Here is a 23,683-nt window from a genome sequence, read left to right on the forward strand (position 1 = left end):
TTCTTCTGCATAAAGATTGTATAAAGATTTCGTTTATAGAATTTTATATTTAATATCTTCCATGTCCATAATTTAATATAAATTATTACTAAATGTACGGCTTATCAGAAATATGTATACTTTTCCTCAGTTTTCAAATAATAAATGAGATAAATAAATTATGATTTTCTATAAAAATAGAAGAGGAGGATTAGCCTAATGCAAAAAGTCACAAAAACAATGGACGGAAATCAAGCCGCAGCATATGCTTCCTATAATTTTACTGAAGTAGCTGCAATATATCCTATAACTCCTTCTACACCTATGGCCGAGGGGGTTGATGAATGGTCTGCTCACGGAAAGAAAAATATGTTCAATCAGCCAATCAAGGTTGCTGAAATGCAATCCGAAGCTGGTGCAGCTGGCGCAGTACACGGATCACTTCAAGCCGGTGCACTAACTACTACATATACAGCATCACAAGGCTTGCTGCTTATGATACCAAACATGTATAAGATTGCTGGAGAACTTTTGCCTGCAGTATTTCATGTAACTGCTCGTGCAATTGCAACTCACGCACTATCAATTTTCGGAGATCACCAAGATGTTATGGCAACTAGACAGACTGGATTTGCTATGCTTGCATCAAGCAGTGTTCAAGAGGTAATGGATTTAGCCTGTATAGCCCATTTAAGTGCAATTAAAGGAAGAGTTCCATTTACTCATTTCTTTGATGGATTTAGAACATCACATGAATACCAAAAAATTGAGGTACCTGATTTTGGAGAAGTAACTAAACTCGTAGATAAAGCTGCATTAAAAGCCTTTAGAGATAGAGCTTTAAATCCAGAACATCCAGTTGCCAGAGGCACAGCTCAAAATCCTGATATATACTTCCAAGGAAGAGAAGCTCAAAATCCTTTCTTTGATGCTGTACCTGATATAGTAGAAAATTACATGAAAGAATTAAAAAATATTACTGGAAGAGAATATCACCCATTTGACTACTATGGAGATCCTGAAGCTGAAAGAGTTATAGTAGCCATAGGTTCAGTGTGTGACACTATAAGCGAAGTTGTAGACTACTTAAGAGAAAAAGGCGAAAAAGTAGGTATGATAAAGGTTCATTTATACAGACCTTTCTGTGATAAGTACTTCTTTAACGTTTTACCTAAGTCTGTTAAGAAAATAGCAGTATTAGACAGAACAAAAGAACCTGGCGCACCTGCTGAGCCATTATATTTAGACGTTACTAAGCTTTTCTATAACGAAGACAACAAACCAGTGATAGTTGGTGGAAGATATGGTTTAGCATCTAAAGATACAAGACCATCACAAATTATTTCTGTTTTTGTTAATTTAAATTCAGATAAGCCAAAAGATAATTTCACTGTTGGTATAGTTGATGATATTACTAACACTTCTCTGCCTGAAGGAGAAATAATTGATACTACACCACAAGGAACTATAAGCTGTAAATTCTGGGGGTTAGGATCAGATGGTACAGTTGGAGCAAATAAGAGTGCTGTTAAAATTATAGGTGATAATACGAATTTATATGCTCAAGCATATTTTTCTTATGATAGTAAAAAATCTGGTGGTACTACAGTGTCCCATTTAAGATTTGGAAAGAGCCCTATAAAATCTCCTTATTTAGTTTATAATGCAGATTATGTTGCTTGTCACAACAAATCCTTTATCTATAATTTTGATGTGTTAAAGGGACTAAAAAATAATGGAACTTTTGTACTTAACTGCCCATGGAATAAGGATGAAATTGAAAATAAATTACCTGCAGCATATAAGAGATATATGGCAAAAAATAATATTAAATTCTATACTATAGATGCAATTGCTATTGCTGGCGAAATAGGTCTTGGAAATAGAATTAATATGATAATGCAATCTGCATTCTTTAAACTTGCTAATGTTATTCCTGTTGAAGATGCAGTTAAATATTTAAAAGATTCAATTTCCCACTTGTATGGTAAAAAAGGTGATAAAATAGTAAAAATGAATCATGATGCTGTTGATAGAGGAGTAGATTCATTGAACGAAATTAGTATACCTGAATCTTGGGCCAATGCTAAAGATAGTGATAAACCAGTTAAAGACGAACCAGACTTTGTTAAAAATATTCAACGTCCTATGGCAAGACTTGAAGGTGATGAATTACCAACAAGTACATTTAAAGGAATGGAAGATGGTACTTTCCCTCTTGGAACTACAGCCTATGAAAAACGTGGTATAGCTGTTAATGTTCCTGAATGGCAAACAGATAAGTGTATACAATGTGGTCAATGTGCATTCATATGCCCTCATGCTACAGTACGCCAATTCTTAGTTGATGAAAGCGAAATGAAGAATGCTCCTGAGGACTTCATTACAAAGAAGGCTGCTGGAAAAGGTCTAGAAAACTACGGTTATAGAATACAAATAGCTCCTCTAGACTGCACAGGCTGCGGCAACTGCGCTGATGTATGTCCTGCTCCTGGTAAAGCTCTTATAATGAAACCGGCTGAAGAACAAATATTAGAGCAAGCTGAAAACTGGGAATACGCAATGAAGCTTACACCTAAGGAAGACTTGATTGATAGAAATACCTTAAAAGGCAGCCAATTAGTTAGACCTCTCCTAGAATTCAACGGTGCTTGCCCTGGATGTGGAGAGACTCCATATATAAGACTTCTAACACAACTTTTTGGTGAAAGAATGATAATTGCTAATGCAACTGGATGTTCATCTATATGGGGTGCAAGTGCTCCTTCTATAGCTTATACCACAAATGCTGAAGGAAAAGGTCCAGCTTGGGCAAATTCATTATTTGAAGACAATGCCGAATTTGGATATGGTATTTTCCTAGGTGTTAAACAAATAAGAGAAAAGCTAGCAGATTTAATGAATGAAGGTTTAGAATCATCTGACTTTAATGACGAGATTAAGAATGCTTTCCGCGATTGGCTTAATAACTTCAATGATGGAAACGGATCAAAAACAGCTTCTTCTAAAGTTTTAGAAGTTCTAAAAAATTCTAATAATGAAATTGCAAAAGAGATATTAGAAAGAAAAGATTATTTAGTTAAAAAGTCTCACTGGATACTCGGTGGAGACGGATGGGCTTACGATATAGGCTACGGTGGAGTGGATCAAGTGCTTGCTATGGGTGATGATGTAAACATATTTGTAATGGACACAGAAATCTACTCTAATACTGGAGGGCAGGCTTCAAAATCTACTCAAACTGCTCAAGTTGCTAAATTCGCAGCAGCAGGTAAGAAAACTAGAAAGAAAGATTTAGGACTTATGGCTATGAGCTATGGCTACGTGTATGTTGCTCAAATAGCTATGGGTGCAAACATGAATCATGCCATTAAGGTAATAGCTGAAGCTGAAAAATATCCAGGACCATCAATCATTATAGCTTATGCTCCATGTATAAGCCATGGTATAAAAGTTGGTATGGGTAACAGTATAAAAGAAGAAAAGAAAGCTGTTGAGTCTGGATATTGGCATCTATATAGATATAACCCATTATTAAAAGATGAAGGTAAAAACCCATTCTTACTTGAATCAAAAGAACCTTCTGCTCCATATAAAGACTTCTTACATGGAGAAATACGTTACTCATCATTAATGAACGTATTCCCAGAGGTAGCCGATAAATTATTTGATGAAGCAGAAAAGAATGCAAAAGAAAGATATGAAACTTATAAGCGCTTAGCTGATATGCAATATTAGTAAAAAGCTCCAAATAACATACATGTAAATAGTAACCAAAATAAAAAATCCCCGATTTTCCGGGGATTTTTCTATAGATACCTCAATTTCAAGTTACATTTATAGTTTAAAATATATTCCTCACCAGAAATGGCAGGTACTCTTTTGTGCAGTGTTGCATTTAGAATGGAGTCGTAGCAATTTCTTCAGCAAAAGTTGTTCCATTCTCGCTTGTCCTTAGCTCGTCTAAGGAGCATGCGTAAATGGGTACAACTTTTGCTGTTAGAAATTCACAACTCTATTCTATAGCAACCGAAGCAACAGAGTACCTGTCATTTCGGTTGACTGAATCTTAAACTATAGATCTTACTTTTGATTTGTATCTACATATTCTTTTGCATTCCTAACTTGTACTTCGCTGGGAATGTTCACATTAGATACAGGTTGTGCGTCTTCCATATTAGCCCATGCTGCTGCATCATGCTTTTCTATTGGCATTCCAACGAACTTTTCTTTAAATTTATTTGTCATGTGTAAACCTCCTTTTACTATCCAAAATTATTCTAATAAATTTAGATCAGTAATAGTATTTGCTTAAAAATGAAAAGTATGACTAGAGTTGATTTGCAACATCACAATTATTTAATTACACATTGGGTTAAACTGTAAATGAATTTGGAATACAATCTTCAGAAATAATACAAGTTCTGATATGAAACTTTATTATTATATATAAAGAAAATTTTCCTAATTAAATACTCATATTTTTTATTTTAATATTTCCATATGTGTTTTCGGAAGTCTTATAAATAGATTTCTCACACTATATTCAATACATTTTTTCTCCATGCTGACTTCATCTTTTTCTTTTAAATCTAGGTTCATTCTATAACTTCGGCTAATAATATTAAATGTACCAAGTAAATCAAAAAATCCATACCCTATTTCCCTATTAGGATATCTATATGTCGAGTTACTTCTATCAGCACCCAAAATCAAATATGCTATAACTTTCGCTGAAAACATGGTTTTGTCATTTCCATTAACAACTCCCCACTGCAACAAAAGTGCGCAAGCCCCAGAAATTATCGCAGCAGCCACCGAGCTACCAGAAACAGTTGTAGTTCCCCCTCCTACTTTTGTAGTTAATACATCCATCCCTAAAGTCGCTAAATCTGGGTTATTTATATCTACATTAACATTTGGACCTTTTCCAGATGCTGCGATCAACGCATTATCATTTCCATAATAAGCTATTGTGGCTACTCTCCTGGCTGTAGATGGTACTGTTAGTGTAGTAAATGGGTCTGCTTGAAGAAATCTTGTATTCTCTGGTAATGTTTTCTGCGGCGGCAGCCAAATGTGATACCTTCCATCAGTTATATAATCTCCTCGTAATTGCAATGTCCATATTCCAGCTTTTATGCTATCAAAATTTATGGCTATTGCTTCATGGCCTGTAAAATATTCCGGAACATAATATTTCACAGTCATTCGAGTCTTAAAAAATACAAAATTAACATTTTGTATTTCATTGGCTTTCGCTTTAATGAATTTAGATGATTCTCCATTAGGCGAAATTACATTTATAGATGCCCTATTAGGTTTTATTACCCAAATTGTAAAGGAAAAATATTTCATTTCCTTTGATATTCTTAATTCTATAGAAACTATATCCCCTGTTTGCTTTATAATTCCCGAAGCATGACCTTCTGAAGCGCCTTCATTTCCAACACCAGCAACTGTAATTAGTCCTCTAAGCCTTCCTAGCGATGCTATATACCTTGAAATTAAATTATTACCATCATGACTACCTTCTGTTGTTCCAACTCCAATATATATAACCATTGGTCTATTAAGACTTACTGAAGCATTTTTTAAATAATCTATTGCTGCTAATACCTCTGAATCATTATATACTGGTGTATATGGAATACCATTTGCTATGAGCTCTTCCCTGAATTCCATGGACTCATAAAGTTTTACAACCACAAACTCACTTCCAGAAGCTATCCCTTGAACATCGGCATTATACCCCCTTGCTCCAATGATACCGGCCATTTGAGTTCCATGCCCAACTTCATCTCTTGAAGGTACAATTAAATATGGATCCTGTTTATTTCTATAAGCCTTGACTGCATTAGTAATCTCTTCATTATTAAAGGTTTTTCCTATGTAAACTGAGGTATCATCAGAATCAGGAATAGTTTGATCCCAAAGACTTATTATTCTTGAAGTATCATCTTCCCTTATAAATTCTTCATTTAAATAATCTATTCCAGTGTCAACCATGCCTATAAGGACACCTCTACCATTTAAGTCCAAGTAAGGATTAATTTTAATTGCATTTATATTATCTACACTTGACGGAGATATATCTTGTAATACGTACTTACTTCTAGGATCTATGTAAAGAATCGATGGTACATCCTTAGCCAATCTAACCAAATCTTCTGGTGAAGCAGATACGACCGCGATAGTATCAGTAATTACATCTCCACACGCATAAGATACTTTGTCTATTTGACCTCTAAAATCTCCTCTATATTGAACTAAATAATTAGGCATTCCTCCATAATATAAACTACATTTCTTAAAACTAGGCACAGCAGACTCCTTAGTATTACTTATATTTAATAGTATTTAGCTAAAGTACAAATTATTCATTATGAAAATATAAATATAATTAAATGGCCTTATTATATTTATAAAAATGCGACCCATACTAATATTTATAAATATTAGTATGGGTCATAAATTTATTAAAAGTATAGATAAGACAATCATAGACTATACTTAGACTATGAAATATCTTCCAACCAGAAATGAGTAATATACTTTTGTGGAATGTTTCATTGGTAATTTTGATGGATGTGATTCTTTGGCTATAAGTTGTTCCAAATGTGCTAGTTCAAAGCTTGTTCTTTGAGGCTAGCACTTTGGATGCAACTTTATAGACTTAGAATCACCCATCAGAATTGCCCAGAAACTGTAACAAAAGTATGTTATTCATTTCGGTGAGTTATACGCATAAGTATAGATTATAATTAGTTTATTTATATATGTTAATTAGCTAGATTATCACTATTTCTAAATAAAAACTTTACATTAAGCATTTTATGAATTCTACTTAATCCAAGCACCATTAAATCCTAATCTATATCCACCAATAGTGGTATTATATGCCATAGCTCCATTACTATATAAGTAATAATACTTTCCAGACACATCCTTAATCCATCCTGTTTGCATTCTTCCTTCTGAATCCATATAGTACCAATTGCCATTAACTAACTGCCAGCCTGCTTTTTTTGCTCCGTCGCCACCTAAATAATACCATGTACCTCCATAGTTTAACCACCCTGTGGCCATGTTTCCATCTGATTGTAAGTAGTAATTACGTATCCAATTATTTTTTACTGAATTACCCATGGAATCGTTGTATTGCCATCTTCCATTGACCTGTACCCATTGATTTGTCTTAATATTCTTAGTTGGCAATGGTGTACCACTGCTATTAGAGTTATTGCTACTTCCACCTCTATAAATATTCAATGTGTATGTTCTCTTATCACCATCATTTTTAACAGTTATCTTTATATTATTCTTTCCTTTATTTAAAGATACTGTTTTTCTAAATTTATCGCTTTCATCTACAATACTTCCATCTATTTTTACTTCATAATCATCATACTCATCACTATCGCAATCTGGTTTTGCGGTTATTTTAATTTCATCAACAGATCCAGAAACATTTACACTGTAATCAGAAGTATTTTTAGAAAAACTCAAATCCCCTTCACTAAGTGAGATGCTCTTCAAATACACATCTTTATTATCATCTTCATCATCACTAGAAGAACTTGCTGTACACTTCACCCTAATAGTGTATTGACTAGAATATGAATCATCACTGTATTTGACCGTTCCTGGATTATCGTTATATGTTCTTATTGTAAGAACTGTTGTTGATCCTTTGGATAGTTCAATAGTGCTGCTTGTTTTTACACCTTTAGTAGAACTTGTTCTTCCTTTAAAGATTCTAACATTACTTGAGTCAGCGCCATTTACACTTATCTTTATTTTACTAGATGAAGTCTTAGCGTAATAAGTTTCATTATTTTTCAACTCATCGTCATCAACTTCATTTTTACTTTTATAATTATCATCACTATAAGTCTTTATTGTGCTTCCGCCTGATGTCTTTAATTTAATGCTTGATAAATCACCTGTTGACGCATAAGCTGTTGTAGTTAAAGTTAAGCTTGTTGCTGGTACAATTGCGCTAAAGGCAGTTGCCGCAATTGTTAATGCAACTATTCTTTTAATATTTCTATTCATATTATATCCCCCTAAATTATTGTATTAGCACCAAACAATGCTGTTCACTATATAATACAATATTAAATACCATTTATAGTACCTTTTAGTTGGTAAAATAGGATTTTTTTCTTTATATTACATATTTTCTTACTTCAATGTGCAATTTTAAACAAATGTATTGTTTTTTAACATTTATATTTCTTTAGGAATTCTTATAAATAATGCTTTTACACTGTATTCAATATACTTATCCCATTTTTTACAATCTGCCCTTGACTTATTTTCTAGGCCTAGGTCCATTCTATAGCTTCTGCTTATTATATTAAAAGTACCTAGTAAATCAAAAAATCCATATCCAATTTCTCTAGTAGGGTATCTATAAGCCAAATTGCTCCTATCTGCACCAAGCACTAAATAAGCTATGATTTTTGCTGCAAACATAGTTCTATCATTTCCATTAACAATCCCCCATTGCAATAAAAGCGCACAAGCTCCTGCTATTATAGCAGCTGCTACTGAACTGCCAGAAACAGTAGTAGTCTTGCCTCCTATATTCGTTGCTAATATATCTGCCCCCAAAGTAGCTATATCCGGGTTTTCTACATATGTATTAACATTAGGGCCCTTTCCAGATGCTGCAACCAAAGCATTGTCATTTCCATAATAAGCTGTTGTGACTACACTTCGCGCCGTAGATGGTATTGTCAATGTAGTAAATGGATCTGCTTGAAGAAATCTCGTATTTTCTGGCAATGTTTTTTGTGGTGGTAACCATATATGATATCTACCATCTGTTATATAATCTCCCCTTAGCTGAAAGGTCCATATTCCTGCTTTTATGCCATCAAAACTAATTGCTATGGCTTCATGACCAGTGAAATGCTCAGGAACATAGTATTTTACAGTCATTTGAGTCTTAAAAAATACAAAATTAACATTTTGTATTTCATTTGCCTTTGCTTTAATAAATTTTGATGATTCTCCATTAGGCGAAACCACATTTATAGATGCTCTATTAGGTTTTATTAACCAGATTGTGAAAGAAAAATATTTCATCTCTCTAGGTATTCTCAATTCAATAGAAGCCACATCCCCAGTTTGTTTTATGATTCCAGAAGTATGACCTTCTGACGCTCCTTCATTTCCAACACCAGTAACAGTAACAATACCTCTAAGTTTTCCAATAGAAGTTAAATACCTTGAGAGCAGATTATTACCATCATGACTGCCTTCGGTTGTACCTACACCCAGATATATAACCATAGGTCTATTCAGTCTTACTGCAACACTTTGCAAATAATATATTGCTGCTAAAACTTCTGAATCATTATATACTGGTGTATAAGGAATACCATTTGCTTGAAGCTCATTTCTAAAATTGATAGATTCAAAAAGCTTAACAATTACAAATTCACATCCTGATGCAACGCCTTGAACATCAGCATTATAACCTCTTGCGCCAATAATACCAGCCATCTGTGTTCCATGTCCAACTTCATCCTTTGATGGGACTATTAGATATGGATCTTGATTATTTCTATAAGCTTTGATTGCCTTAGTAATTTCTTCATTGCTAAATGTTCTTCCAATATACACTGATGTATCGGTAGAATCTGGTACTGTCTGATCCCAGAGACTTACAATCCTTGAAGTATCATCCTCTCTTATAAATTCTTCATTTAAATATTCTATTCCGCTGTCAACCATACCTATAAGCACGCCTCTTCCATTTAAGTCTAAGTATGGATTAATTTTGATTGCATTGATATTATCTACACTTGATGGCGAGACCTCTTGTAGTACGTATTTGCTTCTAGGATTTACATAAAGAATTGATGGAACATCCTTCTTTAAACGGTTTAAATCTTCTGGTGCTATAGAAATTACTGCAATTGTATCAGTAATTTTGTCGCCACAGGCATATGATATATTATCAATTTGTCCTTGAAAATCTCCCCTATATTGCACTAAATAATTAGGAAATCCAGCATAATATAAATTACATTTTTTAAAACTAGGCACATTAAACTCCTTAGTATTGCTATATCTAATAATATTTCCGTAAAATATAATTTATTCATTTAGCACACATTAATAAAACACAAGCGAATGCATGCGAGCCTATACTAATTAAATTTGCTTCACTTTCACAAATAAAGAAAAATGGAGAATTTATAATATATAATTGATTAATTAATGTTTATATTTGCATAATAATACACATTGACTTATACATATATTGACTCAAATATTTAAAAATGATATGTTTATATATAAGATATTAATAATTACAAAATGATATATGTAACGCTTAATCACTTTGAACGGGAGAACCATTTTTTGGGGTGAATCTTATTACACGATAATAAGTAGGGTTAATTTTCTTCAATCCGAATCCGTCAGCTAATCTCGTAAGCGTAGAAGAGAAGTTTTGGTATACTTTGATATTTTTTATGTATGCCTATAAATATTATTGCTTTACAAGCTATAGAGACTTCTCTATAGCTTATTATTTTTTTATAATTATAAACTTAAACTTAGGACAAACTTTTGAGGCTGGAAAAATATCTTATAGTTAAGAAACTTTTTCCTAACTTCAAGTAATACATTATGATAAAAGGAGAAAGCAATTTAATGAGAGCAAGTAGATGTGAATTAAATAATACTTTTTACGCAAAAATAGATCGGACTAAAATATTAGTAGATTTACCTAACAAGCGAATAAAAATAATTGACTTTAATGCCATATCAATGCAAAACTTGAAAAGAATAATTCACTTTGCATCAAAACAACATTTAAGTAAAATTATTTGTAATTGTGATACTAAATCATTTGAAACTTTTATTAATGCGGGATTCAATTCCGAAGGCAAGATCAATGGATATTTTAAAGGTAACGATGCTTTTTGTATGTCATACTTTATTAATAGCGATAGAAAAGTTTGCAGCAATTTTGCAAGAAAAGAACTATTAATAAAAGAATGTCAGAATGTTAGGAACACATATGCGCATCAAAAAAATAATTTAGGATACCTTATTCGAAACGCAAATAAAAATGATATAAAAGAAATGATAGATTTGTTTTCCACCGTTTTCTTAACTTATCAATCACCTATTTATGATGAAGAATATTTAAAACAAACAATGAATGATAAAGTTCTATACAAAGTTGCCGTATATAATGGAAAAATAATCAGCATAGCTTCAGCGGATATGAATAAAGAAAATTTGAATGCTGAAATAACTGACTGTGCTACTCATCCATCCTATAGAGGCATAGGCATATTATCAAACATTATTTATTCTTTAGAATCAGACTTAAAAACTAAGGGTTTTCTCTGTTTATATAGTTTATCTAGATCAATAAATCCTAGCATTAACTTTGTTCTAAGTAAGCATAATTATAATTTTGCTGGCAGACTAGTAAACAATTGTAATATATGCGGTACCTTTGAAGACATGAACCTTTGGGTAAAAAACATAAATAGTACAAGCTTTTAAATTAGTTTTATTATAGTAAAAAATATTATTTATTTGCATGAAGCAAATAAACAATATTTTTTAATCCCCTCTTTTATCATGCTATTTTGCATATTCATTCAAAATATTATAAGCATATTCTATAATTTCATCACAAGTTATACCTTTTTTCTTAAGCTCAATACACTCAAGAGTACCATACTTCTCTTTAACTTTATTTATAATTTCTCTAGTTACTACTCTTGAATTATTTTTTTCTTCACTACTATTTCTTCCTTTTAATGCACCTATCGCCATTAAAGTTCCAGTGATTGCTCCGCATGTACTTCCAATAGTCATGCCTCCTCCAAAAGGACTTGCTATTGCAATTGGAATTTCAGATCCTGTATCCTCATTAAATGCTTTAAGTATAGATTCTGCACAATTATATCCTTCTTTATGAAATTCAATAACTTTCTTCATGTTATATCCCCTCAATCTAGCAAAATAATTATTATTTATAAAATAATAATAATACTACTTAGTATTATGTACTTTATTTTCTTTTGTTTCCTATATAAGAGCCCATTCCTCCTGCAACATTTATAACCTTGAAACCCTGATTTCTTAGATTGTTGCACGTTCTTGCACTTCTTCCCCCTGATTGGCACATTATATAGTATTCTTTGCTTTTATTTAAGTATTTCTCTGGTTCATCTAAAAGCTCTCCCATAGGAATATTTTGGGCACTTTTTATACTTCCACCTTTATACTCATATTCTTCTCTTATATCAATCAATTCAACTTTTCCTATTAGATCATCAATTTCATTTACATTAATAACTCTTCCATCATCTTTTTTTAAAAATTCAAACACTATAACTTCCTCCTAAAATACTTTCCTAATTTCTCATCTCTAATTATCTTTTAATATTTTATTTAAATCCTTAAGTATGATTATTTTGCCTCTTTCTAATTTTATATACCCAAGCTTTTCTAAATTCTTTAGCTTTCTACTTATAACTTCACGAACTGAATCAATTTCAAAAGCCAATTCACTATGAGTCGCATAAATTATTTTGCTTTTCTTGCTTATTAGCAATTTTATAAGCCTTGTTTCAAGGGATTCATGAATAATTTCTTCTTTATTCCCTATGATAGTATTAAACTTATTATACAAATCTTTATATATATATAATAAGAAGTCATTATCACTAATAAAATATTTTTTAACCACTTCAAAAGGAATTATGCATACCTTAGAATCTTGAATTGCCTTACCTGTTATATTTAATGATTCCAAATCTGATAAGCAGCTTAAGGCTTCATGACAAAATTCACCTTGGCTTATATTATAAAGGTTAGTTTCTTCACCATTCTTATTAATTTTTTGTATTTTTATTACACCTTTTATAACAAATAATATCCCTTTACACGCTTTCTCTGTGGCTTCTACATATTCATCAGCATATAAAGTTTTAAAATCAGCTTGTTCGTTTATTACTTCATTATTCTTTTTATTAATCTCATATAACACCGGATATACCTTATATAGAGATTTTATATATTCCAACCTATTCCCACTTGATATTTCAATTCTATTATTCACTTCATCCCTCCTTTATTGTATTATATTCTTTTTTTTAATAAATTTGTGTGACTTAGTCACATAAGAAAAAAATTTGCATTTAAAAAGTGTAGTCATAGCAATATTATGACTACACCAATCTATAACTATATATTATCTACTTTCATAGCTCTCATAGCATTTAAGACTGCAAGCAATGCAACTCCAACATCACCAAATACCGCTTCCCACATAGTGCCCATACCTACAGCTACAAGCGCCAATATTATCAATTTAATACCTAATGCGAAAACTATATTTTGCATTACTATAGTTCTAGTCTTCTTTGCAATCTTTATAGCCGAAGCTATTTTTGATGGTTCATCTGTCATTATAACTACATCAGCAGCTTCAATTGCTGCATCTGAGCCAACACCGCCCATTGCTATACCTATATCAGCCCTCGCTAGAACTGGCGCATCATTTATTCCATCTCCAACAAATACTATCTTGCCTCTAGGTGATTTTTCCTTAAACAATAGCTCTAGCTTTTCTACTTTTTGATCTGGTAATAGTTCAGCATGAACTTCATCCAAACCTAATTCTTTAGCAATTTTACTTCCAACAGTTTTATTATCACCTGTAAGCATTACTGTCTTCTTAATACCTATTTCTTTTAAAGCTTTTATAGCCTTTAATGAATCTTCTTTTACTTCATCTGAAATAACAATATAACCTGCATATTTCTTTTCTATAGCAATATGGACTACAGTTCCTATTTCATCTACTTTGTTATAAGATATATTCTCCTTATCCATTAACTTGTAGTTTCCAGCAAATACCTCTTTTCCATCTAGAACAACTTTTACGCCGTGCCCTGATATTTCTTCATAACCTGTTATCTTATCTGTAATTATCTCTTTATCATAAGCTCTTAATATAGAAGTTGCTATTGGATGATTTGAGTAATTTTCTGCATAAGCCGCACAAGCTATGAGTTCATCTTTTGAAATATTATTTTCTGGCCTTATTTCTGTCACTTTAAATATTCCTTTTGTAAGAGTTCCTGTTTTATCAAACACAACTGTTTCAACATTATTTAATGCTTCAAGGTAATTCCCACCTTTAACGAGTATCCCATTTTTTGATGCTCCACCTATTCCTCCAAAAAATCCTAGAGGTATAGATACAACTAATGCACATGGACAAGATACAACTAAGAATGCTAATGCTCTATAAATCCACTGTGAGAATGTTGCTCCCTCAATAACAATTGGTGGTATTACAGCTAGTGCTAAAGCTGCAAAAACAACAGCAGGAGTATAATATCTAGCAAACTTTGTTATAAAATTTTCTGTCGGAGCCTTTTTTCCACTTGCATTTTGAACTAAATCCAGTATCTTAGCAACAGTAGAATCTCCAAATTCTTTTTCTACCTTTATTGTTAAAAGTCCATTTTTATTAATTACTCCACTTAAAATACTGTCTCCTACCCCTACTTCTCTAGGAACAGACTCACCTGTCAATGCAGCAGTATCAACCATAGAGTTTCCTTCAATTATTTCACCATCTAATGGCACTTTTTCGCCTGGTTTAACTAATATAATATCTCCAAGCTTAACTTCTTCTGGATCTACTTTTTTGAAATCATTATTTATTTTTAAATTAGCAAAATCCGGTCTTATATCCATAAGTGATGTGATGGATTTTCTAGAGCGATTAACAGCCATATCTTGAAACATTTCTCCTATTTGGTAGAAAAGCATAACTGCAACTCCTTCTGGATATTCGCCTATTGCAAAAGCACCAATAGTTGCTATAGTCATCAAGAAATTCTCATCAAATACTTGACCTTTAGCTATATTTTTTAGAGCTCTTAAGACCACTTCTCCACCTATAAGAATATAGCTTATTAGATATAATAATAATTCTATATAATTTGAAAATTTAAAAATAGTAGCAGCTCCAAAAATTATAGCACCAATAGCTAATCTTATAATTTCCAACTTATCATTATCCTCTTCAACTTTTTCATTCTTGCTCATAGCTCTTCTATCTATTCCATCAATTTCAACAACATTAACATCTGGTTCTATTCTTTTGACAATTCGTTTAACATTATCAATAATGGCATTTTCTTTTGCTGGGTCTTCCATCTCTATAATAAGCTTTGTTGATATAAAGTCCACTAGTGCAGATTTCACACCATCTATATTATTTGATTCCCTTTCGATTTTTGCAGCACAGTTACCACAGCATAATCCTTCAAGTAAAATTTCTTTTTTCAAAATTTTTTCTGTTACCTTTTCTACAACTTTAACATGAGATTCAATATTAGTTACAATGTTAGTTACTGCTCCTATCAGCTCTTCTAATTTATTAACTTCATTTGTTTCTAATATTAAAGTTTTAGTAAGAAAATTTACATTGGCAAAATTAACTCCATCTAATTCATTTATTTTTTGTTCTATTTTAGCTGCACAATTGGCACATCCAAGTCCTTCTAAGATAAATTCTTTCTTTACTTTCTTTATACTATCTTTCTTTGATAATTTTGCGTTAACAGGACCACTAGCTATTTTTATATTGCTTGCCATAATGTTTCCCCCAATCTAAAACTTATTTTTTCTCAGATATATGAATCAACCCTTGATCAAAAATACTTTTAACATGTTCATCATCTAGTGAATAGTAGACTACCTTACCATTTCTTTTATATTTCACTAATCTTGCTTGTTTTAAAACTCTTAATTGATGTGAAATAGCAGATTGAGTCATGCCAAGCAATGCTGCTATATCACAGACGCACATTTCAGCCTCAAATAATGCACATAATACTTTTATTCTTGTTGAATCCCCAAGCACTTTAAATAAATCTGCTAAATCATAAAGTGTTTCTTCCTCTGGTATAGATTCCTTAACCTTATTAATTATATCTTCATGAATTATAGTGCAGTTACAAACTTCAATATTATTATTTTCCATACTCTTCACCTCTTCGTTTGAACATATGAATATTTGTTCATACGTTTATTATATTCGACATTACTTTATTTTGTCAATAGAAATGAGAATAATTTTCAGCCTTTCCAATAAAAAATCACAGGCGACTGTTGAAACAGAGATTTTATTCTTTTTAAAATACCAAAACTATTTAATCAACCTTTTTAAGTCATCCACAGATTTCACTGAAATATAAATTCCTAAAGAATAAAAAAACAATAAGCTCAATACTTATTGTTTACATACTATGCCGAAGTTATATAAAATTATATACTCATATATATCGCAATTTACAATGCTCATTTCACAATTCACAATTACTGCTAAGATTCTTACAATATCTTTAGAATTATGATGACGAATTATTTTTGCAATATATATAATTATTAAAAATTAAATTTATCATTAATAAAGGAACTCGTTGCTAAAGTAAAATTTTGCTTTTTACTTTGAATGTATGTAATCTAAATAACAGATGTACTGAGAATAAACTCAGTACATCTGCTTTTATTTATCTTCTATAGTCCTTGTTCATAGCTTTCTATCATTCTTTTTACCATTTCTCCACCAACGCTACCGTTTTGTCTTGAAGAAAGGTTTCCTTTATCCATACTTTCATAATTGCTTAATCCAACTTCTGAAGCAACCTCTGTTTTTAATCTGTTTAATCCTTGTTTTGCTTCTGGTACCAATGTTCTGTTTGTTCCACTATTTTTTGAAGCCATATAAATCTACCTCCCTTAAATTTTTGATTTTGTTTGGCAGTAATATCTTAACCACTATCACAAAATATAACCTATAAAAATCTTAACAAAACTAGCACAGATGGCTTGTATTACAAAACTTTAACTATTCTTCCTTTGTCTTTATCCTTAGAAAAATAAGTTTTAATTTTTCATGAAATTTATACTACAATCGTTCTTCATTTTTAAATCTTATTATTTTAAATATTGCAGCTCCAAATGCAGCAGATAAAATAGAGGCGATTATAATACTTATTTTAGCCATGGATAAAGCACTTTCCTCTGTAAATGACAAGGATGAAACAAAAAGTGACATAGTAAATCCAATTCCGCCAAGTACACTTGCTCCATATAAATGCCTCTTAGTTACTTTAGATGGCAATTTTGCAATTTTTAATTTCACTAAAATATACGAAGCCCCAAAAATACCAATTTGTTTTCCTATAAATAATCCAAAAATTATACCTAGACTGACTGGATTCATTATTGCTGCTGATAAACTATTAATATCTATAGTTATACCTGAATTCGCTAATGCAAATATTGGCATAATTATAAATGAAGATAATGGCGTTAGAACATGCTCAAATCTATATAAAATTGATGTTCTAAATTCCTCCATATTTTTTCCTATAGGTAATCCCATTCCAAGTAATACTCCAGCAATTGTCGCATGTACTCCAGATTTTAAGAAACAAATCCATAACGCAATTCCAAAAATAATATATAGCCATTTATTCTTAACATTAAGTTTATTAGCCAAGATAATCGCTAAAAAAATAATCAAACCTAAGATTAATGCAATCCATGAAATTTCACTTGTATAAAATATAGCAATTACTATAATAGCTCCCAAATCATCAACTATAGCTAATGCTGTAAGAAAAATTATTATTCCTTTTGGAGCCTTTTTACCAACCAAAGAAAGTATTCCTAATGCAAACGCGATATCTGTAGCCATTGGAATCCCCCATCCTATTATAGTCGGTTGATTAAAATTGAATAACGCATAAATTATAGCTGGCACGACCATTCCACCTATAGCTGCTGATACAGGCAGTATAGTTTTCTTAAAAGACTTGAGTTCTCCAAATACTATTTCTCTTTTTATCTCCATTCCAACTACCAAAAAAAATATAGCCATCAACCCATCATTAATCCAATGCAAGAGTGACATAGATAAAGAAAAATCCTTATACCCAATAGTTATATAAGTATGAATTATATCATTATACATACTAGAAAAATTTGAATTTGCAATTATTATTGCAATAATTGCACAAAACAGCAGCACTATGCCACTCGAAGACTCATTCTTAAAGAATTGCAAGAATGGATTTAAAATTTTATTTTGAATTTTGTTTTTCATACTTTATTCTCCTTCACATAATTATTTATTCCCAAAAATCAGCATAAATAAGATATTAATTTAATCTCTTATTTAACCCTTAATTTATTAAAAATCTATGCAAAAAAGAGGTGGGAATACTCAAAAAGAGTTTCCCACCCCAGAAACTAAAATTGCTTGAAAGCAAATTATAAAATTTGCCCAACCGTACAACTTAATATATTCATTTATTTCTTATTAATAATTATATCATATATTACTATAATGCTCAAGAATGGTAACTAAAATTTACATTTTCTTACTTTAACTAAATTATACTAAGATAAACTTTTAATCTGTTACTTAGAAACTGCACCTTTAATCGAACTTAAAAAATCAGAGAACATCTTTTCTAACTTATCAAAAAAGCCTTGTGCTTCTTTGCTAGTTAGCTTATCTTTTAATTGATTCGTTACATCATCCATCTGCGCTTTTAAATTATTATAGTTAAGGTCTAATGAATTTATTTTACTCATTACATCTTTAATTTTAGCTATATCATCATCTGATAAATTGCCTTTATAGTCTTTGACAGCCTTATCTACTATCTTATTTAATTCTTCATCTGTTTTTGGTTTTTCCTTTACTACATCTTTTTTTATGTCATTCATTAAATTACTGGCATCATTTTGCCCTATTTTTTCTGCGATATCTCCTGTAGTAACCAATTCTTCATTAGCTGCTTCTTTTTTATTTTCATCAATCTTTTTTCCTGTACTGCTGTTTTCAAAGCCTTTTAATATTCCTGTAAGTGCAGCAGTTCCTGACACTTTAAATGGCGCAGATGCTTTTACATTGGCATTTTCTACTCCTGCTGTAATCAATGCATTTTTTATCATGCCGTCATTAACCCAAGTAAGATTGTTTGTAGTAACATTTATTCCTCCTTTTTCAGTCGGTTCTACATAAGAACATGATATTGCTTTATTGCCAAGTTGAGCTTCTGTTGCAACTTTACCTAAATATGAATGCTCTTCCTTTGATGTTACCTCTAATACATTAGCATCATTTTTTGTTACTTCAAAATATTTTAACATTTCTGCCTTTTGAGCATCGCTTAAATCAGCTCCTAACGTAACAGATTTAAATGAATCTGCAAACGCCTGTCCTCCTGTAACTGAAGTAAAAAACACACTCAAAGCTAAAGATGAAATAATTGCCTTTGACATAAATGATTTGAATTTCATATTTTCTATTCTCCTTATATTATTATGCTATAAATTATGTCCAAAAATTTAATTCCTTTATTCCCGTTCATTATAGCACAAAAATAATTAAGTTTTATTTATTATTATATTACTTTTATATTAATATTTTAGTATGCAATAAAGAATTCTCCCCAGGTCTTTTGGAGAGAATTCTATTATATTTCTTCAATATTTATACCGCAAGTATATTATCTTTACTAAACTTCAAGAATAAGTACTTGATATCCTTGCAATATGATTTTATTCTTATCTTTCTTTATTTCTTCACAATTATTGATTAACACTTTAACATGTTGTTTATCTAAATCAATACTCTGCTCTTCCTTTTGATAATTTGCAAGTATCATTAATTTTTTAGATTCTCCTTGTCTATAAAAAGCAAATAAGTTATCATATTCTTCTAATGTAGGTACGAATTCTCCATATACTATGGAATCTTTAAATTCTTCTGATTTTCTTAAATTTATGAGCTTCTTATAAAAATTAAATACTGATTCCTCATCTTTAATTTGTGAATTTGCATTAATCACTTTATAATTTCCATTAACTTTAAGCCAAGGTCTGCCAGTTGTAAAGCCTGCATTTTCACTTCCATCCCATTGGAATGGTGTTCTAGCATTGTCTCTGCTAAATATATTTATAATTTTTAGAGCTTCTTCATCACTATACCCTTTTTCAATAGCTACATTATATTGGTCTATTGTTGCAATATCGTCAAATTCTTTTATCGAATTGAATTTGTTATTTGTCATTCCAATCTCTTGTCCCTGGTAAATAAATGGTATTCCTCTAAGCATAAGTGATATTGCCCCAAGCATTTTCTTGCTTTTATCATTCAAGTCTTGTTCAGGAATATATCTACTTACGCCTCTAGGCTCATCATGATTTTCAATAATATTAGCCTTAAAGCCTATTCCACAAGTCTCTAATTGACTGCTAAAAATAGCTTTTCTTAACTCATTAATTGAAAAAGGTTTATTATCATACCAACCAAATTCACTTTTTCCCAAGACTTCCATTTCAAAATCGAAGATAGAAGAGAAATATCCGTCTTCACCTATAAATTTATCAAGTTCTCCTTCTTTTCTATTGAAGACTTCTCCAACTGTAAATGCATCAAATTTTTCGAAGGTTTTCTCTTTTAACTCATTTAACATGTCGCCTACACCTTCTGCTGCTTCTAGCATTCTATCTATGCTGCAAAGTCCATCTTCTCTATCAGCTGGAAAGTCTTGAAATCTCAAATCTTTTTTTATGTTAATAATGGCATCAATTCTGAAACCTGCCAATCCTTTTTCAAGCCACCAATTCACCATCTTAAATATTTCATTTTTTAGTTTTGGATTTTCCCAATTTAAGTCTGGCTGCTCTTTTGCAAATAAATGCAGATAATATTTATTGGTATTAGGTATCTTTTCCCATACGCTTCCGCCAAAGTAAGAGCGCCAATTACAAGGAGGATTATCACCTTTACCTTCACGAATATAAAAATAATCTGCATATTCTCCTTCTGGATCATCCAATGCTTTCTTAAACCACTCATGCTTATCTGAGCAGTGGTTGACTACTAAATCCATTAATATATACATATTTCTTTTTTTTGCCTGTCTTAGAAGTTCATCCATATCCTCCATGGTTCCAAACCTTGGATCAATATTATAATAATCAGATATATCATAACCTTGATCTACTAAAGGAGAACAATAAATTGGTGATAGCCAAATTATATCCACTCCCAAGTCTTTTAAATAATCTAGCTTACTAATAATACCCTTTAAATCACCTATTCCATCTCCATTTGAATCGCAAAAACTTTTTGGATATATTTGATATGCTACCTTGTCGTGCCACCATTTCTTCATAACGTAAAACCTCCTAAATTAGTATTGAATATATTTATCTTGTTGGATTAGCTATAAACGCCTTGCCATTCATAACTTCCACTGTTTCTCCATTTATGACTAAAGTTTTCTTATTTAAATTGTGAACGATGAATTCTATATTTTCATATTTGTCATCATACCTATAATTTATCAAGTCAATTTTTATTTCAACTCTCTCCTTATTGACTACTTTAATTCTATAATTATTAAATTCTCCTAATTCATATCTAAAACTTTCTCCATCATCAACATAGTGATTATATTCAGTATCCGAATTATCATTAGATAGATAGACTTCTATAGTTAAAGCATTAGACTGTTTTTCACCAATATAATTTTGTACCTGACCTATTGGAATCAATGTGCCTCCTTTAATAAATATCGGACATAGGTCTAACGGAGTTTTTTTGATTATATATTGTCCACCTTTATATTCTTCTTTGGTCCAATAATCTATCCAAGTTTCCCCTTTAGGAAGATATATGCTTCTAGCTTTTAATCCTTGCTCAACAACTGGTGCAACTAAAATATTATCTCCACAAAGGAACTCATCATTAATTTCATAAGTATTTTTATCACTCTGATAATTAAATAGAAGTGGCCTTATAAGTGGTGCTCCATTCTTACTACACTCCCACATCATATCGTATATATATGGAATTAGTTTATATCGTAATTTTATATACTTCTTATTAATTTCCTCCGTATTTTTATCAAATGTCCAAGGTTCCTGATCCCTTGTTCCCATAGAAGAATGATTTCTAAAAAGTGGTGTGAACGCTCCGACCTGAACCCATCTACTTAATAATTCCCCAGTACAATCATATCCAAAGCCTCCTACGTCAGTCCCACAAAAAGCCATTCCACTAAGTCCTAGATTCATAAGCATTGGAATCGACATTCTTAAGTGCTCCCATGTACTTTGATTGTCTCCTGTCCACACAGTTGAGTATTTTTGAGTTCCTGCATAACACGCTCTTGTTACTACAAAAGGTCTCTTCCCAGTTGCTTTCTTCACTCCATCATAAGTAGCCTTAGCCATCATATGGCCATATACATTATGAGCTTCTTTATGATTAACTGTAATTCCATCATTATTAAACATAACATCATCTGGTAATGGTCCTCTAAAGCTTGCAGGTTCATTCATGTCATTCCAGATTCCACTCACACCTGAATCTATCATTATCTTTTGATTTTCTGACCACCAATCCCTAACCTTTGAATTTAAAAAATCAGGATAAACAGCATCTCCTGGCCAAACTTCATTTACATATGTTATACCTGACTTGTCAGTTGCAAAATACCCTTTTCTAAGTCCTTCGTCATAAATCTTATATCCTTTATCAACTTTGACTCCTGGGTCTATTATAGTCACTACCTTAAATCCCATGTCATTTAATTTTTTAATCATTGCTTCTGGGTTCTGAAACCTTTCGTTATCCCATGTAAATACCCTATAGCCATCCATATAATCTATATCTAAATATAATGTATCGCAAGGTATCTTCTTTTCTCTAAGAGTGCTTGCAATTTCCATGAGTCTTTCTTCTGAATCATAAGACCATCTGCATTGCTGATAACCAAGAGTCCATATTTGTGGCAAAGGCATATTCCCAGTAATTTCAGTATATCCTTTGATAACATTTTTAACTGATGGACCATAAATAAAATAATAATCTAAATTCCCATCAACTGCAGCGAAATAATAATATTCAGAATTATCTTTTCCCATGTCAAAATGAGTCTCAAAATGATTGTCAAAGAATATTCCAAATGCGTTATCTTTGCTTACTCCAACAAAAAATGGAATTGACTTATAAAGTCTATCAAATGTTTCTCCATGAGGCTTTGGATTATCTGTATTCCAATTTACATAATGATATCCTTTCTTATTTAAATGCCCTGTCTTCTCTCCCAAACCATAGAAATGCATTTCTTCTTCCATTCTTTTTGAAACATATACCTTATAATCAGATTCTTCCCTAAGAGAATGCCCCTCTGATTCTGCAAGTATATAATCACCATATCTTCTTTTAAAAGGTTTACTTTCACCTCTATAATCTGCACACAGCAATGTTCCTCTCTTGTCATAAATATCTACTTTAAATTCATCATAAATCTTACAAACTAATTTTTCTGTGGTTACCTGAATTCCATTTGTTATATTTTCAACCTGAAAATCATAATAATTATCTTTTAAATTTTCAACCGCTTTAGAATTTCTTTCCTCCCTATGTAAAGGCACAAAGAAATTAATTATATACGAATTCAATACTTTTATAAAAACAGCTTTTTCTTGGAATCTAATATTGATTACGTTATTTTCGATTTTATGATTTAGCATTTTACCAAATTTCATTTTTTCTTCCTGATATTTTCCCATACACTAGTACCTCCATTGTTTCAACATT

General features: G+C 31.4%; 16 protein-coding genes, 1 riboswitch and 1 other annotated feature. Of the genes, 2 read left to right on the forward strand and 14 right to left on the reverse strand.

Annotation, left to right across the window (positions count from 1 at the left end; translation table 11 throughout):
* Positions 1 to 198 precede the first annotated feature (198 nt).
* Entirely contained in the window at positions 199 to 3,717 is a 3,519-nt protein-coding gene (gene nifJ / locus L3B96_RS00065; protein ID WP_238858508.1) for a pyruvate:ferredoxin (flavodoxin) oxidoreductase, read from the forward strand.
* 345 nt (positions 3,718 to 4,062) lie between these two features.
* Here the strand turns inward: nifJ and L3B96_RS00070 are convergent, their stop codons facing one another.
* The 4 genes from L3B96_RS00070 to L3B96_RS00085 form a co-directional block, all read right to left on the reverse strand.
* Positions 4,063 to 4,227 (reverse strand): DUF3787 domain-containing protein, encoded by a 165-nt coding sequence (locus L3B96_RS00070; protein ID WP_011968789.1) that lies wholly within the window; start codon positions 4,225 to 4,227, stop codon positions 4,063 to 4,065.
* 237 nt (positions 4,228 to 4,464) lie between these two features.
* The gene (locus L3B96_RS00075) at positions 4,465 to 6,303 is read right to left on the reverse strand and encodes a S8 family peptidase (protein WP_238858509.1); all 1,839 of its coding nucleotides are present in this window, start codon (positions 6,301 to 6,303) and stop codon (positions 4,465 to 4,467) included.
* Positions 6,304 to 6,822: 519 nt separating this feature from the next.
* The gene (locus L3B96_RS00080; RefSeq protein WP_238858510.1) at positions 6,823 to 8,037 is read right to left on the reverse strand and encodes a cadherin-like beta sandwich domain-containing protein; all 1,215 of its coding nucleotides are present in this window, start codon (positions 8,035 to 8,037) and stop codon (positions 6,823 to 6,825) included.
* Positions 8,038 to 8,211: 174 nt separating this feature from the next.
* The gene (locus tag L3B96_RS00085) at positions 8,212 to 10,041 is read right to left on the reverse strand and encodes a S8 family peptidase (protein ID WP_238858511.1); all 1,830 of its coding nucleotides are present in this window, start codon (positions 10,039 to 10,041) and stop codon (positions 8,212 to 8,214) included.
* A 276-nt stretch (positions 10,042 to 10,317) separates the two neighbouring features.
* Positions 10,318 to 10,452: riboswitch (cyclic di-AMP (ydaO/yuaA leader) on the forward strand.
* A 201-nt stretch (positions 10,453 to 10,653) separates the two neighbouring features.
* Between L3B96_RS00085 and ablB the strand changes: the two genes are divergently transcribed.
* Entirely contained in the window at positions 10,654 to 11,520 is an 867-nt protein-coding gene (ablB, locus tag L3B96_RS00090; RefSeq protein ID WP_023976251.1) for a putative beta-lysine N-acetyltransferase, read from the forward strand.
* A gap of 81 nt (positions 11,521 to 11,601) precedes the next feature.
* On the opposite strand, the gene L3B96_RS00095 is transcribed toward ablB, so the two are convergent.
* The 10 genes from L3B96_RS00095 to L3B96_RS00140 all read right to left on the reverse strand — a co-directional run bounded on the left by L3B96_RS00095 (position 11,602) and on the right by L3B96_RS00140 (position 23,655).
* Positions 11,602 to 11,961 carry a C-GCAxxG-C-C family protein gene (locus L3B96_RS00095; protein WP_238858512.1) on the reverse strand — a complete coding sequence of 120 codons (360 nt, stop codon included), beginning with the start codon at positions 11,959 to 11,961 and terminating at the stop codon, positions 11,602 to 11,604.
* A gap of 73 nt (positions 11,962 to 12,034) precedes the next feature.
* Positions 12,035 to 12,355, reverse strand: coding sequence for a rhodanese-like domain-containing protein (locus L3B96_RS00100; protein ID WP_011968783.1), 321 nt, complete (start codon positions 12,353 to 12,355; stop codon positions 12,035 to 12,037).
* A gap of 39 nt (positions 12,356 to 12,394) precedes the next feature.
* Entirely contained in the window at positions 12,395 to 13,087 is a 693-nt protein-coding gene (locus L3B96_RS00105) for a Crp/Fnr family transcriptional regulator (protein ID WP_238858513.1), read from the reverse strand.
* A 125-nt stretch (positions 13,088 to 13,212) separates the two neighbouring features.
* The gene (locus L3B96_RS00110; protein WP_238858514.1) at positions 13,213 to 15,642 is read right to left on the reverse strand and encodes a heavy metal translocating P-type ATPase; all 2,430 of its coding nucleotides are present in this window, start codon (positions 15,640 to 15,642) and stop codon (positions 13,213 to 13,215) included.
* A gap of 22 nt (positions 15,643 to 15,664) precedes the next feature.
* A complete protein-coding gene (locus L3B96_RS00115; protein ID WP_011968780.1) occupies positions 15,665 to 16,030 on the reverse strand; it encodes a metalloregulator ArsR/SmtB family transcription factor in 366 nt (121 codons plus the stop codon).
* A gap of 536 nt (positions 16,031 to 16,566) precedes the next feature.
* On the reverse strand, positions 16,567 to 16,773 hold the full coding sequence (locus L3B96_RS00120) for an alpha/beta-type small acid-soluble spore protein (RefSeq protein WP_011968779.1): 207 nt from the start codon (positions 16,771 to 16,773) through the stop codon (positions 16,567 to 16,569).
* Positions 16,774 to 16,957: 184 nt separating this feature from the next.
* The gene (gene nhaA, locus L3B96_RS00125) at positions 16,958 to 18,160 is read right to left on the reverse strand and encodes a Na+/H+ antiporter NhaA (RefSeq protein WP_238858515.1); all 1,203 of its coding nucleotides are present in this window, start codon (positions 18,158 to 18,160) and stop codon (positions 16,958 to 16,960) included.
* A gap of 128 nt (positions 18,161 to 18,288) precedes the next feature.
* Positions 18,289 to 18,346, reverse strand: a sequence feature (sodium ion sensor (DUF1646 type); this cis-regulatory element may regulate processes involved in with the transportation of sodium ions).
* A gap of 131 nt (positions 18,347 to 18,477) precedes the next feature.
* Positions 18,478 to 19,365: a DUF1002 domain-containing protein gene (locus L3B96_RS00130; RefSeq protein WP_238858516.1), complete on the reverse strand. Its 888-nt coding sequence runs from the start codon at positions 19,363 to 19,365 to the stop codon at positions 18,478 to 18,480.
* 218 nt (positions 19,366 to 19,583) lie between these two features.
* Positions 19,584 to 21,248, reverse strand: coding sequence for an alpha-glucosidase (locus L3B96_RS00135; RefSeq protein ID WP_238858517.1), 1,665 nt, complete (start codon positions 21,246 to 21,248; stop codon positions 19,584 to 19,586).
* A 34-nt stretch (positions 21,249 to 21,282) separates the two neighbouring features.
* On the reverse strand, positions 21,283 to 23,655 hold the full coding sequence (locus L3B96_RS00140; RefSeq protein ID WP_238858518.1) for a glycoside hydrolase family 31 protein: 2,373 nt from the start codon (positions 23,653 to 23,655) through the stop codon (positions 21,283 to 21,285).
* Positions 23,656 to 23,683 lie beyond the last annotated feature (28 nt).

It is taken from the genome of Clostridium sp. YIM B02569, assembly GCF_022320765.1.
GTDB classification, from domain to species: domain Bacteria; phylum Bacillota; class Clostridia; order Clostridiales; family Clostridiaceae; genus Clostridium; species Clostridium beijerinckii.

Excerpts from the sequence above, each read along its gene's own strand:
- nifJ (WP_238858508.1), top strand. The coding sequence starts at position 199 with ATGCAAAAAGTCACAAAAACAATGGACGGAAATCAAGCCGCAGCATAT.
- L3B96_RS00070 (WP_011968789.1), bottom strand. The coding sequence starts at position 4,227 with ATGACAAATAAATTTAAAGAAAAGTTCGTTGGAATGCCAATAGAAAAG.
- L3B96_RS00080 (WP_238858510.1), bottom strand. The coding sequence starts at position 8,037 with ATGAATAGAAATATTAAAAGAATAGTTGCATTAACAATTGCGGCAACT.
- ablB (WP_023976251.1), top strand. The coding sequence starts at position 10,654 with ATGAGAGCAAGTAGATGTGAATTAAATAATACTTTTTACGCAAAAATA.
- L3B96_RS00095 (WP_238858512.1), bottom strand. The coding sequence starts at position 11,961 with ATGAAGAAAGTTATTGAATTTCATAAAGAAGGATATAATTGTGCAGAA.
- L3B96_RS00110 (WP_238858514.1), bottom strand. The coding sequence starts at position 15,642 with ATGGCAAGCAATATAAAAATAGCTAGTGGTCCTGTTAACGCAAAATTA.
- L3B96_RS00115 (WP_011968780.1), bottom strand. The coding sequence starts at position 16,030 with ATGGAAAATAATAATATTGAAGTTTGTAACTGCACTATAATTCATGAA.
- L3B96_RS00120 (WP_011968779.1), bottom strand. The coding sequence starts at position 16,773 with ATGGCTTCAAAAAATAGTGGAACAAACAGAACATTGGTACCAGAAGCA.
- nhaA (WP_238858515.1), bottom strand. The coding sequence starts at position 18,160 with ATGAAAAACAAAATTCAAAATAAAATTTTAAATCCATTCTTGCAATTC.
- L3B96_RS00130 (WP_238858516.1), bottom strand. The coding sequence starts at position 19,365 with ATGAAATTCAAATCATTTATGTCAAAGGCAATTATTTCATCTTTAGCT.
- L3B96_RS00135 (WP_238858517.1), bottom strand. The coding sequence starts at position 21,248 with ATGAAGAAATGGTGGCACGACAAGGTAGCATATCAAATATATCCAAAA.
- L3B96_RS00140 (WP_238858518.1), bottom strand. The coding sequence starts at position 23,655 with ATGGGAAAATATCAGGAAGAAAAAATGAAATTTGGTAAAATGCTAAAT.